General features: G+C 36.2%; 26 protein-coding genes. 8 read left to right on the top strand and 18 right to left on the bottom strand.

Annotated elements, in window-relative coordinates:
* Positions 1–31 precede the first annotated feature (31 nt).
* From GMB29_RS02440 to pdaA, 8 genes are all read right to left on the bottom strand, one after another.
* Entirely contained in the window at positions 32–361 is a 330-nt protein-coding gene (locus tag GMB29_RS02440; protein WP_136355933.1) for a (2Fe-2S) ferredoxin domain-containing protein, read from the bottom strand.
* A gap of 24 nt (positions 362–385) precedes the next feature.
* The gene (locus tag GMB29_RS02435) at positions 386–1,255 is read right to left on the bottom strand and encodes a DUF8832 domain-containing protein (RefSeq protein ID WP_136355931.1); all 870 of its coding nucleotides are present in this window, start codon (positions 1,253–1,255) and stop codon (positions 386–388) included.
* Positions 1,256–1,282: 27 nt separating this feature from the next.
* Positions 1,283–3,703 carry a heavy metal translocating P-type ATPase gene (locus tag GMB29_RS02430; protein WP_136355929.1) on the bottom strand — a complete coding sequence of 807 codons (2,421 nt, stop codon included), beginning with the start codon at positions 3,701–3,703 and terminating at the stop codon, positions 1,283–1,285.
* Between the two features lie 173 nt (positions 3,704–3,876).
* Complete coding sequence (gene copZ, locus GMB29_RS02425) at positions 3,877–4,083, bottom strand: copper chaperone CopZ (RefSeq protein WP_136355927.1); 207 nt, start codon at positions 4,081–4,083, stop codon at positions 3,877–3,879.
* A gap of 15 nt (positions 4,084–4,098) precedes the next feature.
* On the bottom strand, positions 4,099–4,446 hold the full coding sequence (locus tag GMB29_RS02420; RefSeq protein ID WP_136355925.1) for a metal-sensitive transcriptional regulator: 348 nt from the start codon (positions 4,444–4,446) through the stop codon (positions 4,099–4,101).
* 261 nt (positions 4,447–4,707) lie between these two features.
* Positions 4,708–6,099, bottom strand: a complete 1,392-nt coding sequence (rlmD, locus tag GMB29_RS02415; RefSeq protein ID WP_136355923.1) for a 23S rRNA (uracil(1939)-C(5))-methyltransferase RlmD — start codon at positions 6,097–6,099, stop codon at positions 4,708–4,710.
* A gap of 18 nt (positions 6,100–6,117) precedes the next feature.
* A complete protein-coding gene (locus tag GMB29_RS02410) occupies positions 6,118–6,984 on the bottom strand; it encodes a DNA-3-methyladenine glycosylase family protein (RefSeq protein ID WP_136355921.1) in 867 nt (288 codons plus the stop codon).
* 93 nt (positions 6,985–7,077) lie between these two features.
* Complete coding sequence (gene pdaA, locus GMB29_RS02405) at positions 7,078–7,878, bottom strand: delta-lactam-biosynthetic de-N-acetylase (protein ID WP_136355919.1); 801 nt, start codon at positions 7,876–7,878, stop codon at positions 7,078–7,080.
* 161 nt (positions 7,879–8,039) lie between these two features.
* Between pdaA and GMB29_RS26860 the strand changes: the two genes are divergently transcribed.
* Together GMB29_RS26860 and GMB29_RS02400 are read left to right on the top strand one after the other, a co-directional pair.
* Positions 8,040–8,210, top strand: a complete 171-nt coding sequence (locus tag GMB29_RS26860) for a hypothetical protein (protein ID WP_168733899.1) — start codon at positions 8,040–8,042, stop codon at positions 8,208–8,210.
* A 467-nt stretch (positions 8,211–8,677) separates the two neighbouring features.
* Positions 8,678–9,586, top strand: coding sequence for an endonuclease/exonuclease/phosphatase family protein (locus tag GMB29_RS02400; RefSeq protein ID WP_227551472.1), 909 nt, complete (start codon positions 8,678–8,680; stop codon positions 9,584–9,586).
* Between the two features lie 119 nt (positions 9,587–9,705).
* Here GMB29_RS02400 and GMB29_RS02395 read toward each other — a convergent pair whose 3' ends face one another.
* Together GMB29_RS02395 and GMB29_RS02390 are read right to left on the bottom strand one after the other, a co-directional pair.
* A complete protein-coding gene (locus GMB29_RS02395; protein WP_168733898.1) occupies positions 9,706–11,244 on the bottom strand; it encodes a fumarate hydratase in 1,539 nt (512 codons plus the stop codon).
* A 377-nt stretch (positions 11,245–11,621) separates the two neighbouring features.
* Positions 11,622–11,810, bottom strand: a complete 189-nt coding sequence (locus GMB29_RS02390; RefSeq protein WP_136355915.1) for an SE1561 family protein — start codon at positions 11,808–11,810, stop codon at positions 11,622–11,624.
* Between the two features lie 209 nt (positions 11,811–12,019).
* Here GMB29_RS02390 and yfkAB point away from each other — a divergent pair, with 209 nt between their 5' ends.
* Positions 12,020–13,141: a radical SAM/CxCxxxxC motif protein YfkAB gene (gene yfkAB, locus GMB29_RS02385; protein ID WP_136355913.1), complete on the top strand. Its 1,122-nt coding sequence runs from the start codon at positions 12,020–12,022 to the stop codon at positions 13,139–13,141.
* Positions 13,142–13,319: 178 nt separating this feature from the next.
* Here yfkAB and GMB29_RS02380 read toward each other — a convergent pair whose 3' ends face one another.
* The 4 genes from GMB29_RS02380 to GMB29_RS02365 all read right to left on the bottom strand — a co-directional run bounded on the left by GMB29_RS02380 (position 13,320) and on the right by GMB29_RS02365 (position 16,712).
* The gene (locus tag GMB29_RS02380; RefSeq protein WP_136355911.1) at positions 13,320–14,111 is read right to left on the bottom strand and encodes a YfkD famly protein; all 792 of its coding nucleotides are present in this window, start codon (positions 14,109–14,111) and stop codon (positions 13,320–13,322) included.
* Between the two features lie 130 nt (positions 14,112–14,241).
* On the bottom strand, positions 14,242–14,847 hold the full coding sequence (locus GMB29_RS02375) for a YczE/YyaS/YitT family protein (RefSeq protein ID WP_136355909.1): 606 nt from the start codon (positions 14,845–14,847) through the stop codon (positions 14,242–14,244).
* Positions 14,848–15,124: 277 nt separating this feature from the next.
* Positions 15,125–16,180 carry a calcium/proton exchanger gene (cax, locus tag GMB29_RS02370; protein ID WP_136355907.1) on the bottom strand — a complete coding sequence of 352 codons (1,056 nt, stop codon included), beginning with the start codon at positions 16,178–16,180 and terminating at the stop codon, positions 15,125–15,127.
* A gap of 151 nt (positions 16,181–16,331) precedes the next feature.
* Complete coding sequence (locus GMB29_RS02365) at positions 16,332–16,712, bottom strand: OsmC family protein (RefSeq protein WP_136355905.1); 381 nt, start codon at positions 16,710–16,712, stop codon at positions 16,332–16,334.
* Positions 16,713–16,951: 239 nt separating this feature from the next.
* On the opposite strand from GMB29_RS02365, the gene GMB29_RS02360 reads away from it, so the two are divergent.
* Positions 16,952–18,133 (top strand): MFS transporter, encoded by a 1,182-nt coding sequence (locus tag GMB29_RS02360; protein ID WP_136355903.1) that lies wholly within the window; start codon positions 16,952–16,954, stop codon positions 18,131–18,133.
* 146 nt (positions 18,134–18,279) lie between these two features.
* The gene (locus GMB29_RS02355) at positions 18,280–18,426 is read left to right on the top strand and encodes a BH0509 family protein (protein WP_136356101.1); all 147 of its coding nucleotides are present in this window, start codon (positions 18,280–18,282) and stop codon (positions 18,424–18,426) included.
* Between the two features lie 259 nt (positions 18,427–18,685).
* Here the strand turns inward: GMB29_RS02355 and GMB29_RS02350 are convergent, their stop codons facing one another.
* Genes GMB29_RS02350 through GMB29_RS02340 form a run of 3 tightly spaced genes read right to left on the bottom strand, consistent with a single transcriptional unit; the run spans position 18,686 to position 20,341 of the window.
* Entirely contained in the window at positions 18,686–19,510 is an 825-nt protein-coding gene (locus GMB29_RS02350; protein WP_136355901.1) for a YihY/virulence factor BrkB family protein, read from the bottom strand.
* A gap of 15 nt (positions 19,511–19,525) precedes the next feature.
* A complete protein-coding gene (locus tag GMB29_RS02345) occupies positions 19,526–19,852 on the bottom strand; it encodes a YtxH domain-containing protein (protein ID WP_136355899.1) in 327 nt (108 codons plus the stop codon).
* Positions 19,853–19,870: 18 nt separating this feature from the next.
* Positions 19,871–20,341 carry a low molecular weight protein-tyrosine-phosphatase gene (locus tag GMB29_RS02340; protein ID WP_136355897.1) on the bottom strand — a complete coding sequence of 157 codons (471 nt, stop codon included), beginning with the start codon at positions 20,339–20,341 and terminating at the stop codon, positions 19,871–19,873.
* Positions 20,342–20,542: 201 nt separating this feature from the next.
* On the opposite strand from GMB29_RS02340, the gene GMB29_RS02335 reads away from it, so the two are divergent.
* From GMB29_RS02335 to GMB29_RS02325, 3 genes are all read left to right on the top strand, one after another.
* Positions 20,543–21,904, top strand: coding sequence for an alanine/glycine:cation symporter family protein (locus tag GMB29_RS02335; protein ID WP_136355895.1), 1,362 nt, complete (start codon positions 20,543–20,545; stop codon positions 21,902–21,904).
* Between the two features lie 96 nt (positions 21,905–22,000).
* Positions 22,001–22,225 (top strand): DUF1128 domain-containing protein, encoded by a 225-nt coding sequence (locus tag GMB29_RS02330; protein WP_136355893.1) that lies wholly within the window; start codon positions 22,001–22,003, stop codon positions 22,223–22,225.
* 60 nt (positions 22,226–22,285) lie between these two features.
* On the top strand, positions 22,286–22,441 hold the full coding sequence (locus tag GMB29_RS02325) for a hypothetical protein (RefSeq protein WP_155443822.1): 156 nt from the start codon (positions 22,286–22,288) through the stop codon (positions 22,439–22,441).
* A 104-nt stretch (positions 22,442–22,545) separates the two neighbouring features.
* On the opposite strand, the gene GMB29_RS02320 is transcribed toward GMB29_RS02325, so the two are convergent.
* Positions 22,546–23,067, bottom strand: coding sequence for a type 1 glutamine amidotransferase domain-containing protein (locus GMB29_RS02320; protein WP_136355892.1), 522 nt, complete (start codon positions 23,065–23,067; stop codon positions 22,546–22,548).
* Positions 23,068–23,103: the final 36 nt, after the last annotated feature.

The following is a 23,103-nucleotide window of genomic DNA, read 5'->3' as shown; positions in this document are numbered from 1 at the left end:
TAATCTTTATGCCTACTATACCAAATTACAATTAACCTTCATGATTCTTAAATGTTTTCCCATCATGATAGTAAAGTTCAGAGCCTAAATAAACACTTCCTTCTTCTTTCAATTGTTGAACAAGTTCTTCACTTTTTTCTTTATTCATTTCCCTATACCATGTCCCTTGTGGGTATAAAACAACAATTGGACCATACTTGCATTGGCCATTACATAATGTTTTTGTTGTGTGAATCTCCTTTTGCAGCTCTAAGTTTTTCAATTCTCCCCTTATAGTCTCTGTTACTTCTTCTGCTCCATTTTTCGTACATGTTTTCCCATTGCAAATTAATAGATGTTTGCTAACCCCATCTAAATTCATAAAAACTCCCCTTTATTTCCCTTTTTATTTAACTTCTATTACAAATGGATAGGCATGAACCTTACCTTCAAATTTAAATTCTCCCCACACTTTGTAGATCCCAGGTTTATCAAATTTCGTTTCAAATGATGTCTTTTCTTCTGAGGCAGGGTGCACATGAACAAAATTGTCACCCTTTTCATCCAAAATAACAACATGACCTAAAGCTCCCAGATAAGGCTCTGGTGTAATCCCTTTTGTATCAAAATTTAACGTAACATCTTTATTTACTCCTAGCTCTGTAGTTAGTAATTCAACGGTCTTTTCATTGATTGTTTTTGTTAGGGTAGTATCAACCTTTAGTGAATAATTATCATGTTCAATATGACCTTCCCCCACATGCAGCTCAATTGGACTAACCTGGTAGGCAAGGTTTTTTGGTTTAATATCAACAAACGCTTTATAAGAGTTTTCATGCAGTTCGAATTTTAAAGTATATACGCCATTTCCATTTTCCTCAGGATGTAAATGATAATAATCTTCTAGGTCAGTACTTACAATAATTAAATGCATAATCTTTTCATGTGATATTTCTAATTCCGGTGAATTTTGGTCTTGATCCTTCACATCTATAGCAATGATACTACCATCTTCATATTTTACAGTTGTGATTACTTCACTTTCTGTTTGAGCATTATGAGCTGAATGCCCATTACCAACACTTTTTTGTCCGGTATGATTATCGTTATGTGCTTGCTCATTAAGAGACTTTTCCTCGTTATCATTTGCTGACTCATGGGTATAACCGTGATCGTCATCATTGTCCAAGCTTGCATATACGGTGTATCCCCCAATTACTATCCCAAGATAAACAATGGCTGAAATCGCCCAGGTTAAAATGCTTTTTTGTTTCATAAAAACACTCCTCTGTTTTTTGATCGATTATCCCTTTAATTTAATCCGTTGTAATCTGAGTGCATTTAATACAACTGAAACTGAACTAAATGCCATTGCTACTCCTGCAAGCCATGGTGCTAGAAAGCCTAGTGCTGCAATTGGAACGCCTAAAGCATTATAAGCAAGGGCCCAAAATAGATTTTGCTTTATATTTCGAATTGTCATTTTACTCATAAAGATAGCATCGGCAATGCTAGTTAACTCGCCTCTGATTAAGGTGATATCAGCAGCCTCCATTGCTACATCAGTACCAGTGCCAATTGCCATGCCAATATCTGCAGTAGCTAACGCTGGCGCATCGTTAATACCGTCTCCGACCATCGCCACTTTCTTTCCAGCTTTTTGGAGCTTTTTCACTTCCTCTGCCTTTCCTTCTGGCAGAACTTCAGCTATAACATGGTCAATTCCGACTTCATTTGCAATCGCTTGAGCTGTCTGCTTGTTATCTCCTGTTATCATCACAACCTCAAGGCCCATATTCTTCAGCCTATCAATCGCTTTTTTAGAGGTTTCTTTAATTGTATCTGCGACAGCTATCACTCCAGCTAATTGATTATCAATTGCGACTAGCATTGCGGTCTTACCTTGCTTTTCTAAGGTTTCCATCTTAGGTAACATGTTCGTAACATCAATATTATTTTTCGCCATAAGTCGGCGTGTACCGATAAGCACGGATTTGCTTTCAACTTTAGATTCGATTCCAAAGCCAGGAATGGCTTCGAAATGTTCAGAACTTCCTAGGTCAATCCCCTTTTCTTTAATGCCTTCAACAATTGCCTCCGCTAACGGATGTTCAGAATTTCGTTCTGCTGTACCGACTAACTTTAAAAATTCCTTTTCTTCAAATCCATTTGCAAGAATCACATCTGTGAGTGTTGGTTTTCCATTTGTTACAGTCCCCGTTTTATCAAGGATCACGGTATCCAATCGATAAGTTGTTTCAAGATGTTCTCCGCCTTTGAACAAAATTCCAAATTCAGCAGCGCGTCCTGATCCTGCCATAATGGACGTAGGAGTAGCTAAGCCTAAAGCACATGGACAAGCAATAACTAATACAGCAATTAACTTTTCAAGAGCTACTGCAAACTCTCCGGGACTTACAACAAAATACCAAATTAGAAATGTTACAATGGCAATCCCAACGACAATTGGGACAAAAATTCCTGAAATCACATCAGCTAAACGTTGGATTGGTGCCTTTGATCCTTGAGCTTCCTCAACTACTTTGATGATTTGCGCTAAGGCAGTTTCCTTTCCTACCTTTGTTGCTTTTACTTTTAAAAACCCGTTCTTGTTAATAGTTGATCCTATAACTGTATCTCCCGCTGTTTTATCAACAGGAATACTTTCACCTGTAATCATTGATTCATCAAGGGCAGATCTTCCTTCAACAATCTCTCCATCTACAGGCACCTTTTCACCAGGCTTCACATAGACAACATCACCAGCAATTACTTCTACGATAGGCACGTTTAATTCTTGCCCATCTCTTAAAACTGTGGCCGTTTTTGCCTGCAGGCCCATAAGTTTCTTAATGGCTTCAGATGAACGTCCCTTTGCTTTTGCCTCAAACAGTTTTCCTAAAATAATAAGAGTAATTAATACTGCACTTGTTTCGAAATATAATTCCACCATATGGGTATCAGAGCCAATTGATAAAATGCTCAAGTAGATACTGTAGAAAAACGCTGCAGACGTTCCAAGCGCGACCAAGACATCCATGTTTGCACTTTTATTCCTTAATGCTTTATAAGCCCCTACGTAAAATTGACCACCGACTAAAAATTGAACCGGTGTTGCGAGCGCGAGTTGAACCCAAGGATTCATGAACATCTCAGGAAGCCAAATAAAAGAAGTAAATTCAAAATGACTTACCATCGCCCAAAGTAAAGGGATGGATAAAATAGCCGAGAAAATAAATTTTCCTTTTTGCTTTTCAATTTCTTTTTGTCTATGATCAACCTTTTCACTTTTATCTTCTTGCTTTTGCTCTAAACGATAGCCCAATTTTTTAATGGCTTCCTTCATATCCGTAATCGACACTTCATCGGGATTGTATTCTACTAGAGCTGATTCTAAGGCGAAATTTACAGTCGCGGTTTGAACACCATTTAACTTATTTAAACGCTTTTCAATTTTATTAGCACACGCTGCACACGTCATGCCACTTATATCAAACTCAGCTTTTTCACTTACTACTTTATATCCTAAAGCTTGCACTTTTTCTTTTAATTGATTTACATTTGCTTTAGACGGATCAAATGTTACTTTTGATTTTTCTAATGCGAAATTTACACTGGCATCTTCTACACCGTCGATTTTTTTGAGTCCTTTTTCTATTCTCACTGCACAAGCAGCACATGTCATACCAGCTATTTGAAGTGTTGTTTCTTTTTTATCACTCATACCTTATACTCCTTTAACCACATACTATAGTGGGGTATATTTCGATGGGAATAAAACGTGCCGAAGGGACAACACGTTTTTTTTCTTCTTAACGATAATTTTACTATACCCAGGTATAGTATTTTGGGTTTATAAAGAAATCGTGCTTTTTAGTGCACGCTCTTTATTACAATTTATTGAACATCATAACCTTGATCGTCAATTGTTTCTTTGATCTTATCAAGAGTTACTTCATTTGGGTTAAATTCCACTTTAACTGTTCCTGAATCCAAGTTTACTTTAACATTGGTAACTCCGTTTAGTTCCCCAACACTTCCTTCAATTGAGTTAATACAATGGCCGCATGACATTCCTTTTACGTTCAAAGTTACAATTTCCATTTAAGATCGTCTCCTTTATTTTTTAATTAATTTTTGAATGGTTACCATTACCTCATCAAGAATCTCTGTATCTCCTTCTTGAATTTTCTCTAGAACACATGTCTTCATATGACCTTCAAGTAAAATTCGGGCGACACTATTTAGAGCAGATTGAGTAGCAGCTATTTGAGTAATAACATCATCACAGTACGTATCTTTTTCAATTAATCCTTTTATTCCTCGAATTTGTCCTTCAATTCGATTTAATCTTGTTACTAAATTATTTTTCACTTTATCTGAGTGATGGCTTTTTCTCCCACCGTCTGATGAGCAGCATTGATCGATTTCAACAATATTATCATGACTTTCTGAAGTTATCGACATTGCCTCACCTCCTTAACCAAATAATACTATACCCCCCTAAGGTATGTAAAGTGTTTTTATTAAAAAATTTATAAATGGGGATTTGACATGATAAAATTATATTTTTATTGCTTTGCCTAATATGTATTTAGTGTAATTTATACTTAAATAACCTATGCAACAAGAAACGGCACGAAAATTCGGAGAAGCAATTTTAAAAGGCAATGGATAATATGTGGTCAAAATGTGGTCATTCACATATCCATTGCCTTAAAAATGTTGTTATATCAACGTTAATTGAGCAACACACTCCACATGCGCCGTATGCGGGAACATATCCACCGGCTGAATATACTCAACCTTGTAATCCTTTGCTAAATATTCAATATCCTTGGCTAATGTTGAAGGATTACAAGATACATATACAAACTTCTTCGGTTTTACTTTTTTAATCGCATCAAGAAACTTTTGATCACAGCCAGTTCGCGGAGGATCTACCACGACCACATCCGGTTTCCAGCCTTCTTCAACCCACTTCGGAAGCCAGTGCTCAGCTGTTCCTGTTACATAGGTTGCATTATCGATGCCGTGCCTCTTTGCATTTTCCTGGGCATCAATAATAGCTGCTTCAATGGTGTCCATACCGCGGACTTCACTAGCACCGCTTGCCAGCCACATGCCAATTGTTCCTACACCACAATATGCATCTGCAATCTTTTCTTGACCTGTAAGACCTGCTGCTTTTTTCACTTCATCGTACAACTTCACGGTTTGGACTGGATTTAGTTGAAAGAACGCACGGGCTGATAGTTCAAAACTCAGGTCTCCCAATGTTTCTTGAATCACTTCTTCACCGCTTAAATGAAGCGTTTTTTCACCAAAGATAAGCGAGGTTTTATTGCCATTTATATTTTGAACTAGTGATTTAACCTCTGGTAATCGCTTTTGAATTTCAGCCATAATTAGTTTTTTTCTTGGTACTTCTTTTTGTGTGGTAATTAAGACAACTTGGACTTCACCTGATCGGAAGCCTGCTCGCGTTACAATCGTTCTCACAATTCCTTTTCGTTTGCGTTCATCGTAGATTGGGACTTGAAAGTCTTCAAGGATTTGTTTGACTTCTTCTGACACTTTATTCGTTAATGGATGCTGAACCATACAGTTTTGAATCGGGACTAAACGGTGGGAATCTTGACCATATAAACCGGCAATGACTTTTCCGTTTTTAAGCTGACCTACTTGGAATTGGCTTTTATTTCGATAATTCCACGGATCTTCCATTCCGATCGTTGAGCGAATATCAAGTTTGTTTACATGCAACTTTGTATGGCGTTCCATTGCCTGAATGACAATATCCCGTTTTTCCTTTAATTGCTGTTCATATGCTAAATGCTGAAGCTGACAGCCACCGCATTCCTCATAAATAGGACAAGGCGGTTTAACACGAAAAGGTGATTGCTTGCGAATCTTTTTTACCTTTCCCTCTGCGTATTTTGGATGAATCTTAGTTGCCTCAACGACAATTTCTTCACCAGGCAGAGCCCCAGGAACAAATACAACCTGCCTTTTATAATGGCCTACACCTTCTCCATTAATGCCTAGCCGTTTAATTGTTAATGGAAAGGTTTGCCCTTGTGATATTTTTATTGAATGATTATTACTTTTTTCCCTCATCTTTTAAACGCTCCGTTTCTACTCAATGCTTCGCCAAAAATACAATGTTGCGTAGCTTAAATATGGCGCCCATTGCAGGCTATATTCATCCATTTCCTCACTTGTAGGTTTTTTCTCAAGTTTGAAATGCTTTTGAATGGCTTTTTGTACACCAATATCGGCTTTTGGAAATAGATTAGGGCGGCCAAGTCCTGCTAATAAGAGATTTTGAACTGTCCATGGACCAATTCCGCGTACTTTTATTAGTTTTTTCATGATTTCCTCATCAGACATCATCTTCAATTCTGCTAAATTCAACGTACCTTCAGCAATTAAACGTGATGTATCGATAACATACTCTGCTTTTCTCCCACTGAATTGCAATGCTCTTAAGTCATCATACTTAAGAGCGGCCACTGTTTCAGGTTTAGGGTAAAACCACACATCTTCAACTTGATAACCAAAGTTTGTCACAAACCGCTCTGTTAATGTGTGTGCAAATGCAAGGTTTAGCTGCTGATGAATAATGCATTTTATCAAACATCGATAAAGATCAAATTCTAACACAAGTGGAGTTCCGGCATGTTGTTGGAAGATTTCTGCTATATTTGTCTTTTCAAAATGTAAGCTAAGTGTTTGTAAGGGAAAATCAAATTGGAAGATTCTTTTTACTTCCTTTATTGCTTGTTCTTTTACTTTTTCATCATTTCCACTCACTTCAAAGAGAGGATCTGCAGTTGAACCGACAGCTTTCACTCTAATAACATAGGGCATTTCTTCGATAACTAATGGGACTTTTACAAATTTTTCTTCCAGATGAAGAAAATTCACAGGATCTATAGATAAACGATCTAACACTCGATCAAAATGATATGGGCCTGCCGTTGCGATAATTTCCTTCCACATTCCCTTCAGCGTCCTTTACTTCTTTTATTGCCTATTATAGCATTTTACATAACGCTAGTTTTAAGAGCAATTTTAAAAACCCTTTGAAAAAGATCAAAGGGAAATGAGAGCAGGATTGTCGATCATTTTATTTATCATTAAATCGTCTAAGCTTCTAAATATATAGCCTTGCTTTTCTAGATCTGTTATCGCTTGATCAAGTGCTTCTGCGTTATCTTTTGAGACAGTATGCAGAAGAAGAATAGACCCTGGATGAATTTGTCTCATAATATTATCGTAGGAATACTTCCAGCCCCTTTGTGCATCAACTTTCCAATCAATAAACGCCAGAGACCAAAATACGGTTGTATAGCCGAGCTCTTTTGATTTTGCTAAAACACGCTCACTAAAAATTCCTCTTGGAGGCCTGAGATAACTCATTCCTTTTTGACCAGTTAGTTCTTCCACCTTCAAACGTACGGACTCCAATTCTTCTTTTAGCTTTTCGTCACTTTGCGTTGTTAAATCTGGATGGTACCAAGAATGGTTTCCTACAATATGCCCTTCCTTGACCATGCGTTTAACGAGATCAGGTTCTTTTTCTAAATAATGGCCTGTAACAAAAAATGTAGCTGGAACCTTATGTTTTTTCAGTACATCCAGAACTTTTGGAGTATAGCCATTTTCATAGCCATTATCAAATGTTAAGTAGATTTCTTTTTTTGAAGGATCTCCTAAATAAAACGACCTATATTTTCCGATAAGTTCATCTAATTCAGCTCCAGCAGACGGTGGTTCATGATTTTGACTTCTTTTAAAACCCCAATGAATTGGTTTATTTGATTGCGCATGAACAGTATGAATAGATAGGAAAAATAAACAAAGTACACTTATAGCTATGGCGCATTTTTTCATTATCTTCTCTCCTCATTAATCTTCATTATTACTATTGTTTTTTTTAGAGAGAATTTCCATACTGAAAAAAACTTCCATTTGCCTCTATTTTTCGTAAGTGAGTTACGTACATATTTAAAGGAATGTAGAGGAAAAATAGTAAAAAAAGGAGGCAATTGTTAATGGAAAAAGATTCATTTGATGTCGCAAACTCACATGTAAAAAGCAATGACGAAGTGCTGGAAATAAGTTCAACTGGTTATGGGTTAGAATCTGTAGAAAAAAAGAACCTGGAAAAACAGAATGTGCAGGACTTAGATAATACAAATTCACCTGGGTGTGGCGGATTATAACATTATTTAATCAATATTAACCACTGATATTCCCTTCCACTGTTAGAGGCAGTCTTTAAGGTAACTGAAGGCTACCTCTTCACCATACATCGTATAAAAGCTAAAATTAGTTAAAAAAGACTATCTATTAATACTTCATTATATGTCATTTTCCTTAAAGTAACTGAGGCTGATTAATACGAAAATACCATATTATTTTGATCTCATAGAAAAATATTACATAACAGTAAAAATTTATTACATAATAAAAAACAATGTAAATTTCTATAGGTAATATTTCGCAGAAAAATTTACCAATTCCTAAAGTTCTTCAGACAATATTCTTAATTTCGACGGTTCTATCCCTGATGTTACAAATTTCTATCCTCTTAAAAAGAATATTCACGAATAATAAATATGGCTTTAATAAAGAGTTTACAGATAAAAGGTATGCTTTTTTTGTACTACATAACAAGGAGGGAAATACATTGAAAAAAGCAGTAAATCCTTTTTTATTATTGGCCATTGTAACAATGTTGGTGAGCAGCATCTTTACAGGAACATCCAATGCATTAGCATCAGAAAAATCAAGACAAGCATCTGCAGTAGATTTAAAGATCATGACTTATAATTTAAGGTATTTAAACAATAATGATCCTTCACCACATACCTGGGCAGAAAGAGTGCCGGCCATAAAAAAACTCATTCTTAATGAGCAACCTGATATTATTGGAACTCAGGAAGTTTTATATCAACAATTGAAAGATCTTGAAACGAATTTAGATAATTACGAATGGATTGGCTTAGGCCGAGAGGGAGGAAGCAAAGGCGAATACTCAGCTATTTTCTATAACGAAAATCAATATTCTCCTTTAGAATATGACCATTTCTGGCTATCAGATACACCAGATGTGATTGGATCTAAAACGTGGGGAAACACAATCCCTCGCATGGTAACTTGGGCTAAATTCCTTGATAAAAAAAGCAAGCAAAGCTTTTATGTTGTGAATACTCATTTCGATCATCAATCTGCAAATGCTAGAGAGAAGAGTGCACAATTAATTCTTGAGAAAATAAAAGAATTTGATCCAGCACTTCCTGTTGTTTTAACAGGGGATTTTAATACAAGTCCTGATAGTGTCCCACATCAAACCCTAACAAGTGAAGGAGCATTTAATGATTTATGGGATACTGCAAAAGTTAGAATCAATGAAGATCTTGGAACATTTAACGGATTCCACGATCCGACTGGCGGCGGACCTGAGAGACGAATTGACTGGGTCCTTGGAAAAGGAAACGTATTTACACATAAAATTGAGATCTTGAATGATTATAAAAATGGGCAATTCCCAAGTGATCATTACCCTGTCATGGCTGATGTAACATTGTCATACTAATGAAAACCAAGCCTATTTCTTAGTTTTCTACCCAATAATGAAAGGGAGTTCAATTCATTTGCAAATTGAACTCCCTTTTGAGTTTTTTCATCTTTTACTTTTTCATTCTCTAAAAAAGTTTAATTAAATACTGGCTCTTTAAATTGGGCAAGCTTTTCTAAAGAGGATTTATCAACATCAGCATGTAAGCTATTTCCATGAGAGTCCATTGTAACAACTGCAGTAAAGCCTTCTACTTTTAAGTGCCACATTGCCTCTGGGATACCAAATTGCATAAGGTCTACACCTTCTACAGATTTAATACAATCAGCATAATATTGAGCAGCTCCACCAATTGCATTTAAATATACTCCGCCATGCTCCCCTAATGCTTGAAGTGTTTTTGGTCCCATTCCGCCTTTTCCAATAACCGCACGAATACCAAAACGTTTCATAATGTCACCTTGGTATGGTTCCTCACGAATACTAGTTGTCGGTCCAGCAGCTTTAACATGGTAGTTGCCGTCTTCATCCTTCATCATAACCGGTCCACAGTGATAAATAATTTGTCCATTTAAATCAACTGGTGAATCATTGTCTGAAAGATATTTATGGATTGCGTCACGACCTGTGTACATCATTCCATTAATACGGACAACATCGCCGACTTTTAGTTCTCTAATTTTTTCTTCTGTAATTGGGGCTTCAAGGACAACTTCTCTTGGTGCCTCACTTTGTTCTTGTGTTGCTGCTACCTCATCTTGAGCAAATTCAACTTCTTCTCCATCTTGGTATAACCATTCATTGATTGAACCATTAACTGGATCAATGTATACACCTAGACGGCGATATGCCCAGCAATTGTACGCAACAGATACGAAAAAGCTTGCTGGAATACGGTTGATTACTCCAACTTTACAACCTAAAAGAGTTGTTTCCCCGCCGAAGCCCATTGTGCCAATTCCAAGTTCATTTGCATGTGTAAGTACATAGTCTTCCAGCTGACGTAGATCTTCACGCTCATTCACATCATCTACTCTTCTAAAAAGTTGTTCCTTCGCAAGCTCATAACCGCTTGTACGATCTCCGCCAATTCCTACTCCGATAAAGCCCGCACTACAGCCTTGACCCTGTGCTTGGTAGACTGAATGCATGATACATTTGCGAATACCATCAAGGTCACGTCCTGCTTTTCCTAAGCCGTCAAGTTCACATGGTAAGCTGTACTGAATATTTTTATTTTCACATCCGCCGCCTTTTAAAATCAAACGAGCGTCAATATAATCCTTTTCCCATTGTTCAAATTTAATGACAGGTGTTCCATCACCAAGGTTGTCCCCACTGTTCGCTCCAGAAATTGAGTCAACAGAGTTAGGACGTAATTTCCCATCCTTTGTAGCTTGTTCAATTGCACGCTTTATTTCTTTTTTCATTTCTATTTGATTTGCCCCTACAGGCACTTTTAATTTAAATGTTGGTAAGCCTGTATCTTGGCAAATTGGTGAAATATTTTCATCAGCCATTTTAATATTGTTTGTAATGGTTGCAAGCGACATTGCTGAACGTGTTCCGGCACTTTCTTTCAACTTGGCAGCAGCAATTGCTCTTCTTACGTCTTTTGGTAAATTAGTTGAAGTTTCTACTATTAGTTGATACATGCTTTCATAAAAATTCTCCATCTCGATTCTCCCCTTTAGTATAGTTAAGCTCGCAATAAGAATAGATATGCTAGACTATACCATTTTATCTAATTATTTTAACTTTCGGTCTCTTTCCCACAATTATTATTATACTCCTTCTGATATTCCTTGAAAAGGCATATTCAAAGCGCTTTCAGAATAGAAATATATGCTAGATACATAAAAGACTGGATTGTTTTTGCAACTTTTAAGGAGGATTTTGCAACATGGAGTACTTATTTTGCAACGTAAGAGAGGAATCTTGCAACTTTGACTATTTATTTTGTAACTTCTTTATTAATTCTTGCTTTCGATTAAATTCGACATTCTTCTTCAAAAAGAAGAGCTGACACATTTTTCGTGTCCAGCTCTCCTTTTTATTTATCCCAGTCTTTTTTAAATTGATCATGCTTAAATTCAAGCTCATCGAGCATTTGTAATAAACGATCTATATCATCTACATCTGTAGATTCTGGATCCATCGAATCAAGTACTTCTAAAAACATATTTAAGCGGTTTTTTAAATAAGATAGTTGTGAATCTTTATCTTGTACTGCGTTACCCATCTTATCTCTCCTTTCAGCTAAACTTATCGTAGCTTAATCAATATTTTTTGACAACCTTTATAAATAATCTTCAAATGATGAAACCCTTAATTCTTCGTGATAAAATGAGAGTTATGCAATCTGGAAACGGAAGCGTCGTGTAAGACTCCAGGCTTTCGCTAGATGCTGGACCAAACACTTTGTTAACTGTTAAATAAAGGAGTATCCTCATGAATGCAATAAAATCTTTAACACCAATAACAACTTCATATGATCCATGGGAAGCTTACCTTGATGTTGAGCAATATGGAAAAATGTCGTTGACGAATATTGAATTTACAACAACAACCTTATGCAATATGCGATGTGAACACTGTGCCGTTGGTTACACATTACAGCCAAAGGACCCGAATGCTCTACCAATTGAGCTTCTTTTAAAAAGATTAGACGAAGTATCGACACTCCGCTCCCTTAGTATTACGGGTGGTGAACCAATGCTTTCGTTAAAATCAGTTGAACAGTATGTTGTTCCTCTTTTAAAGTATGCCCATGAACGTGGTGTGCGTACACAAATTAATTCGAACTTAACACTTGATTTGAAACGCTATGAAAAAATCATTCCTTATTTAGATGTGTTGCATATTTCTCATAACTGGGGAACGATTGATGAGTTTGTCGAAGTGGGATTTGCAATGATGGATAGAAAGCCAACTTATCAGCAAAGAGCCGCTTTATTTGAAAGGATGATCGATAATAGCCGCGCACTTGTTAAAGCTGGTGTCGTTGTTTCAGCTGAAACGATGTTAAATAAACGGACTCTCCCTTATATTGAAAAAATTCATAAGCAAATTGTGGAAGAAATGCTTTGTCAGCGCCACGAGGTTCATCCTATGTACCCGAGTGATTTTGCGAGCAGTCTTGAAACTCTTTCATTATCAGAAATACGTAAGGCCATCCATCATTTATTAGATATTCGTGATGAAAATGTGTGGATGCTTTTTGGTACATTGCCATTTTATGCATGTAGTGATATCAAGGAAGATTTGAAACTTATTGAACGCCTTCGTCAAAGTAAAAATGTTACCGTTCGGAATGATCCTGATGGACGTTCACGTCTAAATGTTAATATTTTTGATGGCAGCATTATTGTTACAGACTTTGGGGATGCACCTGCTTTAGGAAACATTCAACAGAATACACTTCAATCAGCTTATGATAAGTGGATGGCCTCGTCATTAGCAGAAACTCTTAATTGCCACTGTCCAGCAGTAAAATGTCTTGGACCTAATATTCTTGTGAAGAATAGCTACTATAAGGATATAGATTTTACAGTTAAAGAATCGAATCTATAAGGTGTAATGTAGACAAGAACTGAATCGTACTTAAGATTCAGTTCTTTTTTAGTAAGACCATCGTTAATTTTCAGCTTACATAGAATTCCTTCCAAAACTTTCAAAAATCACCATTGCATAGCATTTTGTAATCAAACCAAAAAAGATCAACACGCCTCGCGCATTGATCTAATCTATCTTATCTTGGCCGATCTGAGGTAACAAAGCCAAATGATGCGTGGTCTTGTAATGGGATCCATGCACCTATTCCTTGTGATGTGATATTTTTCACGACAATACTCTTTTTATTTCCTTTTAATACTAAGTACACTTCCCCATATGTTACTTTTCCTTTTTCATTTACTGCTGGCGCATAAGCGTATAAATAACCAAGTTTTTTCGGTGGAATATTATAAACTTGATCCTTTTTTGTTCCCGCTCCAATAATTGTCTCAAAGGAGAGCGGCAGGTTTGTTTTCTTCATTGCCTTGAGAAGCATCATTTTTTTTACATGCTCTGCTTCAGGTACTTTTGCAGTTAATCCACCTTTAACAATTTTCTGCCCTTCTTGCTTATAGTGCACCTGGACAGGCAATTTTCCACCTCTATTATCTTGAAAGTTTGTATTAATTTTTTGATATTCCCAATTTGTAGCTGTTTCAGTCGATTCGTAATTCAGAGCCCATTCTCCTAAAAAAACCGTTGCACGATAACCCAATGCCAATGGTGCATCTGATATTGTCGACTCATTTAAAATCCGGATTAAATCTGGATTTTCGATTGGTACATCAGAAGTATCAATTAAGCTTCGAGTTAGTTCACTTGGTTGTAAGTACGGCAAATCTTGCGTTGGATTAGGGTAAGTGTTTTCCTTAGATATTTCCATCACAGAACTAGGGATTTTAGGCTTTTGTTTTCCTTCTGCTAATACAGCGCTTGAAAAACTAAATGATAACAAAAATACTAGTGAAACGAGCAAACTTTTTTTCATTATTCCTACTCCTTTCATAATCCGTACCATTATTGTTTTCAAGTGTGAATTTGATTATACTATTAGAATTTCCATCTTTGCGAACATACTAAAAAAACTTTCACCTAGGTTTTGGTGAAAGCATTTTATCTTATCTTTTGATTAAAATTTCGTACCGTTTTGTCATTGGTTTATTGATTAATTCAATAATCGGACCAATAAAAAACGTAATAATAAGCGTTCCTATTCCAATTGGTCCTTGAAGGGCAAAGGCTAAAATTAATGCACTTAGCTCACCTATTGTTTTAGCAGTCATGTAGCTTAATCGAAAACGCTCATTTAAAGAAATCATTAGCTGGTCAATAGGATTCACAGCAAAATGGGTTTGCAAGTACATGGCAACACCGACAGCAAGGGTTAATATCCCTCCGATCAATGAGAGAACTTGATGTAAGAACAAATCAAATTCAACATTTTTCAAGAGAAACATAAGCCAAAAATCAACGGAAAAGCCTATGAACAAGATAGTGATTAAAGAAAAAAATTTAGGTCTACCCTTTACAATAAACGCATTTAAAAACATCAAAATGATTCCAATAATAATAACCCAACTTCCTACAGTTAAACCAAATGCATTTGAAAGACCTACATTTAATGCATCCCATGCTCCTGCTCCTAAATCCGCTTTAATGGTTAATGTAACGCCAAACCCTATTAAAAATAGACCGATTACATAAAAAAGAATCCTAATTTTCATCTTTCATTTCCTTTCTAGCAAATACTATACAATATGCAGAAAACCGAAATATAAGACATGTTGTGAAATAAATAAACAGATTATTTACATTCTTTAGAGTTTGAGGTACAATAGGAAACATAAAGAGTGTCACTAGGTTATAAAATCGTTTCTTTTGGAAGCGTTACCAATACCTCTGGTCATTGTTTCGTCCTACACAAAATCTAAGACTCTGTGCCTGCTGCACAGAGTCTCTTTTTTTCCTCATATTACACGATAAGCTGCGTACTTATTTAATCTAAAGTAAGTAAAAGCCAATGCCCATAATCACATATGCAGCTAATAATGTAGCCCCTTCAAACCAGTTTGTATCTCCATCATTTGTGATCGAAATGGTTAATAGTACAGCGGTAACCATTGAGATAAGCTCTGGTAAGGTAAAGACCAGCGGCATTTTATCATTAAATAATAATGATATTAGAACTAATAAAGGTGCTACAAACATCGCAATTTGCAATGTCGATCCGACAGCGATTTCTACAGCGATATTCATTTTATTTTTATAAGCCATAATGATTGCTGAAGCATGTTCAGCAGCATTCCCTACAATCGCAACGATAATTACCCCAATGAATAGCTCTGACCATCCGAACTGTTCGCCAACTGCTTCAAACGTATGAACAAGATTTTCTGATACATATGCTACAGCGATCGTTGCAAGTAATAAAATAATTAAAGCCTTCTTCTTCGACCATTCGGGCTCCTCATGTTCTTCTACTACATCTGTTTTATGTTGATATACACCACGATGGGTAACAAGCTTGAAAAGGAGGGCTGCCAAGTATAAGACAATTAAAATGACGGAAATTCCGATACTAAGTGAAAGGGTTTTTGTTTCAGGCATTCCCATCGAAAAAACTTCAGGTATAACAAACGCAACAATAATAGCAAACATTAGTAACCCAGAATTATGACGTGCATCATAAATGTTGAATTCCTGACGCTTGAATTTTAAACCTCCTACAAAAAAACTTAATCCAGCAACAAGGAGAAGGTTTCCAAGCACTGAACCAGTTAGCGAAGCTAAAACAACTCCGACTAATCCTTCCTTTAAAGCAAAAATAGAGATAATTAACTCTACCGCATTCCCGAACGTTGCATTTAATAATCCCCCAATACGAGGGCCAGCTACAATGGCCAAGCTTTCAGTTGCTCTTCCCATAAAACCTGCAAGGGCAATGATTGTAAGACAGTAAACTATAAACATAATAACTGAAGGCCAATGGAAAATACTGCCTAGTACAGAAAGTGGAACACCAATTAATGCAATAATTAAAAATAATCGATTTACCATACATTCACCTATCCTCTATAATGACATTCATATAACATTCATTACATTACCTGTTTTATGCAATTTTTAAACAAGAAATACATTTTTAGTATTTACCTTGTAGGCAATATTATCATTATTCTTTTGATAGTCGGACGGGTAGGCAAATTTTTTATGCTAGTTCAAATGTTTCTTCAATAACAATGCTGTCTTTTACAGATTGAGCCATCGGACAATTTTTACTTGCTAGTTTAATCGATTGTTCAATTTTATTATGATTTAATTCTTTTCCTTTAATCGTATAGTGAATATGTATTTTTTCAATTCGGTTCGCTTTAGCTTCATTACGCTCAACATTCGTAGAGATGGTCATATCTTCAATTTGCATGCGTTTCTTCGCTAAAATTTTTCTTAACACTCCTCCGCTGCATACTGCAATTGATGCAACCATAAGCTGGTATGGTCGATAACCATATGCCTCATCACCTGCTACATGTAATTCACCATATTCCGTCGTTGTATGAAAACCAACTTCTTTCATTTTAAATTCCATGGGATTTCACCTCTCTTTTTATCCCGCCTTAACGGGCAGTAAGACTCCCACTTCAAGATTCGAGAGGAGCAAAGAAGTTAAGTGGGAGAAACTGCCCGTAAAGATCCGATAAGTCTCGCTTTATCGACATTGTATATGAAAAATGGAAATTACTGAAGTAAGTTGTTTCTATACTTGTATTCTTTATTATTTCGTAATAACATTTTAAGTGGAAAATTTTAAAAAAGAGGTATTTAAAAATGAATAAGCATCGCATACGATTTTGGCTACTTGTATCAATCGTCGGGATTTCTGGTTTTAGCCAAGGAATGCTTCTTCCGCTTATAGCCATTATTTTTGAAAACAGTGGAGTATCCTCAAGCTTAAATGGTTTAAATGCCACTGCCTTGTATATCGGTATTTTACTTGTTTCACCTTTTATGGAATACCCGCTTAGAAAGTTTGGCTATAAACCAATCATCATCCTTGGCGGACTCCTTGTTGCAGTGTCACTTAGTTTATTTCCACTTTGGCAGTCCTTCTGGTTTTGGTTTGCTTTACGACTATTGATTGGTATAGGTGATCATGCTTTACATTTTGCAACACAAACATGGATTACGTCTTTTTCACCAGAAAACAAACGCGGTCGGAATCTATCACTTTACGGATTATTTTTCGGAGTAGGTTTTGCAGCAGGACCGTTAATGACTCCTTTAATTAACTTACACGAGGCATTACCATTTATCATTTCTTCTATTTTGTGTTTTTGTGGATGGTTTTTATTATTTCTATTGAAAAATGACTTCCCTGAGCAAACAATTGAGGTAAATTCAATGAAAGAAACGATTAAACGGTTTAGAAGTGCTCTTAAATATGGATGGGTAGCATTTTTACCACCTTTTGGGTATGGATTTTTGGAATCTTCACTAAACGGAAGTTTTCCAGTATATGGTTTACGAATTGGTTTGGAAGTTCCAAACATATCTGTATTATTATTTTCATTTGCCATTGGCGCGATTGTTTTTCAGCTTCCACTAGGTATGCTTAGTGACAAGTTTGGGAGAAGAATGATTTTAATGTCGATTCTATTTATTGGCTTTGTCAGTTTTACATCAGCAAGTTTTCTTGAAGAATCTGTTTTTGCCCTTACAATATGCCTATTTATTGCTGGTATGGTTGTAGGTTCCACATTCTCATTAGGAATTAGCTATATGACTGATTTAACCCCTAAAAACTTATTACCAACTGGAAACCTATTATGCGGAATTGCCTTTAGTATCGGAAGCTTAACAGGTCCTTTTTTAGGTGGGTTATTCATTGAATATACGAATAACATTAGCTATTTTCTCATCATTAGCGGTATGCTGCTGATCATTTTCATCGCTATTTCAGTTTATCATCCAACACAAGTAAAAGAATACAAAACCCATATCACTTATTAAAACCAACAAGAAAGCTGGCAATTTGCCAGTTTTTTATTTTCAATTTTTTTATAAAAAAACAATTGAACATTCTAAATAATCTGTTATATAATAACATTAATAAAAGTATATTGTATTATAACACAAAAAGGGAGATGGTCCTATTGATGAACAGACAAGAGCGTAAGAATATGATTGATTTTATTGAAAGAATGAGGGGTATTGATAAACATTCCCTTCTTTATATGACAGATGCTGATATCGAACATATTTATCATACTGCTTATACTAAATTTATTGAGCTTGCTGAATAGTTTGTTTATGAAAAGCAAAAAAAAACAGCTGACATGTCAGCTGTTTTTTTTTTACTTAGTGATAGCCGTTCTGTCCGTTTGCGCTACCACTCGTCTTTTGCTTTGGCTTACTATTTGAATTTTGTTTGTTATGGCTGCCGCCTTTTTTTGTGTGTTTTGTCATTTTACATCCCCGCTTTCACAGTAGTAAAGACTCTTCGTCTTCAACAAATACTATTCCACAACGGTCATGTCTGTATGTGCAACAACAATTGGAAAATCATTTGATTGCATGTTTTCTTTTATATAACAAGGCATTAAGTTCTCCGCCTAAGATAATGATCATTCCCGATAAATAAAGCCAGATCATTAATACGATTACTCCACCAATGCTCCCATATGTTGCACTGTAATTAGCGAAATTTCCTACATAATATGAAAAGGCTAATGAAGCTAAGATCCAACCGATTGTCGCGGCAAACGCACCAGGCACTCCATGTTTTACTTGTAAATGTTTATTTGGTGCGACATAGTAAAGTGCGGTAAATACGATAAACAGGATGATGCCGCTGACCAGAAAGCGCAACGTATTCCATACGGTTAAAAATTCCTCTGAAAATCCAAAATTCGAAAATATAAATAAGCCAATTTCTTTCCCGAAAACAGGTAATAGCAACGCAACAACAATCACAAAAACCATAGCAATTGTCATAAGGATCGCCATCCCTCTTGCAACAAGAAATGAACGGGTTTCCTCTACCTCATAAGCTTTATTAAATGCCCTTACAATTGCATTAATTCCATTAGATGCAGACCAAAGTGTTGCAATAATACCAAACGATAATAATCCACCATTCTTATGATTTATGATTTGGTCTAATGTTTGATCAATTATTTGCAATGATTCACCAGGCGCAAACTGCTTAATCGTACCAAGCACATCTTCTTGTGTAATTGGTAAATAACCGACTAAGGTAATTAAAAAGATGAGAAAAGGAAACAAGGACAACAGAAAAAAGTAAGAGAGCTGTGCAGATAAACCTGGTACTTCATCACTTGTAAACCGCTGAAGTAATTCTCTTAGAAATGAGCCTTCTTTATACACCAAATCACCTCACGTTTATTGACGTTTTGACTGGAATCTGTCCCTCGTTTCTTGAATCATCTTGACCACTTGTGGTGTTGTTTCTTTCAATTCGTTTACTTTATCATTTAAAAATGCAAGGTCCTCTGACACTTCATGAACAGTATCTTTTACATCGTCAATTTTTTGCTTTACTTCTTTTGTAAATGTAGAGGGCTGTTCAATGTACTCTTTCATCTTTGATGAAACCTTTTGACTAGAAGCAATGACATCCTGACGAGTTTGTTTGTCCAAAAGGGAAACAGCAGCACCAACAAGTGCACCAACTAGTATCCCAGTTAACAGTTTATTCTCTTTTGCCATAATGTTATCCCCTCCTATTTATAGATGATGCTTTGTTTTAATTTCCATCAATAAATTTTCACAACTTTTACTAACTAATTCATAAACCTCATCAAAATTGCCAGTAAAATAGGGGTCTGGAACATCGGTAAAGGGATGATCCTCTAGATAATCAAGGAGACGAGAAATTTCACCAGTTCGATCATATCCTGCTAGTCGTCTAATATTCCCCATGTTTTCATTATCCATGCCAATTATGTAGTCAAAACAAGACAGATCAGCTTTTGTCAATTGTCTAGCTTTTTGCCCTTCATAGGATATTTTGTATTTGCTTAAAATATGACAAGTCCCTTCATGTGGCGGTTTTCCAACATGCCAGTTTCCTGTACCCGCAGAATCAACAGAAATGACTTTCTCTAATCCTTCCATCTTGATCAAATGTCTCATTACAGCCTCGGCCATCGGTGACCGGCATATGTTCCCTAAACAAACAAATAAAATTTTAATCATTTTATCCTCCTATTAATATGTACCCATATTTTTTTAATAAAAACGATCTCTATTTATAATGATAATCTTTTTTTAACATGTTTTCCTCAAGTTCGATACGAAAAATTGGTATTTACGGTTCATTTACGGAATATCCTTCAATAAGTGATCAAAGGGACAGTCCTTCTCCTAGGTCATACTACAATCAACAAGGGGGATATTATGGAACAACTAGAAGCTTTCATCAGTGATGTAAGTAGTTTTGTTTGGGGACCGCCGCTGCTCATTTTATTGGTTGGTACAGGTTTATATTTAACAATCCGTTTAGGTTTATTGCAATTTAGAATGTTGCCTTATTCACTAAAATTAGCATTCACAAAAAAACAGGACAAAAAATCTGATGGCGATATCTCTCACTTCCAAGCACTAATGACAGCACTAGCTGCAACGGTCGGGACAGGGAACATTGTTGGGGTGGCGACAGCTGTCTTAATGGGTGGTCCTGGTGCGGTATTCTGGATGTGGATCACAGCACTAGTCGGCATGGCTACAAAATATGCTGAGGCCATACTAGCAGTTAAATATCGCGTAAAGGATAAAAACGGCGAAATGTCCGGTGGTCCTATGTATTATTTAGAACATGGTTTAAAGCAAAAATGGCTTGGTATCCTTTTTGCCATCTTTGGGGCAATCGCAGCATTCGGCATTGGAAATATGGTGCAAGCTAATTCTGTTTCTGGAGTGTTGGAGTCAACGTTTTCTATCCCAACTGTAGTGACTGGGATAATTATTACGATCTTTACAGCGCTTGTTATTTTAGGCGGTATTAAATCAATCGGACGAGTAACAGCTTACTTTGTTCCAATTATGGCCTTATTTTACTTAATTTCAGGATTAATTGTGTTAATAATGAATGCTAGTTTAGTACCAGATGCAGTGGCGCTTATTTTTACAGATGCTTTTACTGGTGAAGCCGTTGCAGGTGGTGCAATTGGTACCGTTATTCGCTGGGGTGTTGCCCGTGGTGTGTTCTCAAACGAAGCCGGTTTAGGTTCTGCACCAATCGCAGCAGCTGCTGCAAAAACGGATTATCCTGCACGACAAGCACTTGTTTCCATGACACAGGTTTTTATTGATACGATCTTGATTTGTTCAATTACAGGGATCACAATTGTGATGGGTGGGTTATATACAAGCGGAGCTGAAGGAAATGCCCTTACATCAACCACCTTTGAACATTTTCTTGGTCCAATCGGTTCCATTATTGTTGCCATCGGCTTGTTGCTTTTCGCCTATTCAACTATTCTTGGATGGTCCTATTACGGAGAAAAATGCTTCACATATCTCTTTAGTGAATCAGTGATAAAATACTATCGCTATGCATTTGTGCTCGCTGTATTCATAGGTTCCATTACCACAATCGATATCGTATGGGGAATTGCAGATGTCATGAACGGGCTAATGGCATTACCAAACTTAATTGGCCTTCTCGGCTTATCAGGTGTTGTTGTAGCAGAAACGAAGAAATTTTTAAAAGTCGTAAAAGAAGAAAAGGAACAAGAAAAAGCCGATAGTGCTTCATAAGCCTTTATTTAGATAATTGACAAGTTTTTGAATGCCTGTCAACATTTCATGTTACAATAACAATAATTATTGAGTAGCAAGAAAGGGATGAATATAGTGAACTTAACTGAAAAATCTGTTGAAAACGTCGAGTATATGATTGAACAAATCAAAGAAAAGCTTAGAGTTCTTAACTTCGGTGCAATCAAACCTTCACATTTTGATGAAGAAATGTATGAAGAGCTTAAAGATATTTACGAACTTGTTATGAAGAAGAATACATTCAGCCCTAATGAAATGCAAGCCATCGTTGAAGAGCTAGGAAGTCTTCGCAAAGTCTAATATTCTTGTATTCTGACCTCCCCCTTATCCACATATACATGTGATAAGGGGGAGGTTTTTATGATAAATTGGTGGTTAACAACAATCAGTTTAGGTGGATTCCTCATTATTTCAATCAGTCTTTTTCTGTATGCATTGAAAAGTTCTGTTAACACAGAAGAATCTTATCGGATCGATCCTTTACCAAATGATGAAAATGAAAGTAAGGAAGAATGAAAAATCCCCCTCTTATTGAGCACTCTTCAATGCTCTAGAGGGGGGTTTTCATTATCACTATGTTATTTTTTCATATAATCGATGCTTAATTAAACGTTTGTTTATTAAGATTCGCTTAATAAATTTAGTGATTCTCTTGTAAAGGCAGGAATATCTTCAGGCGTTCGACTTGTTACTAATTGGTTGCCACAAACAACAACCTGTTTATCATGAAATCTTGCCCCGGCATTTTTCAAATCGACCTGAATAGATTTGTAACCTGTCACATCACGATCATTTAACGTTTCTGACGTAATCAGCAATTGTGGTCCATGACATATGGCAAAAACCGGTTTTTTGTCCTCCATAAACGATTTAGCAAATTGTACAAACCGATCATCTGCTCTTAATATATCAGGAGAGAATCCACCTGGAATAAATAAAGCATCGAATTGATCTGGATTAACCTCATTAATAGCAGCATCAATTTCTACTTTTGCCTCACCCTGTTTTCCTTGTACTGTTTTTCCTTTTTCTTTTTCAATAACTGTTATGTTATGTCCAGCCTCTTTAAATGCTTTAGCAGGTTCGGTATACTCCACATCTTCAAATGAATCAGTTAATAGAACGGCAATATTTTTTGACATGTTGAAAACCTCCTATTTTAATTTACACTTTCTTTT

This window comes from Metabacillus sediminilitoris (genome assembly GCF_009720625.1).
Taxonomy (GTDB): domain Bacteria; phylum Bacillota; class Bacilli; order Bacillales; family Bacillaceae; genus Metabacillus; species Metabacillus sediminilitoris.
Note: the sequence above shows the minus strand (reverse complement) of the source record. Positions and strands in the feature narration are given on the sequence as shown.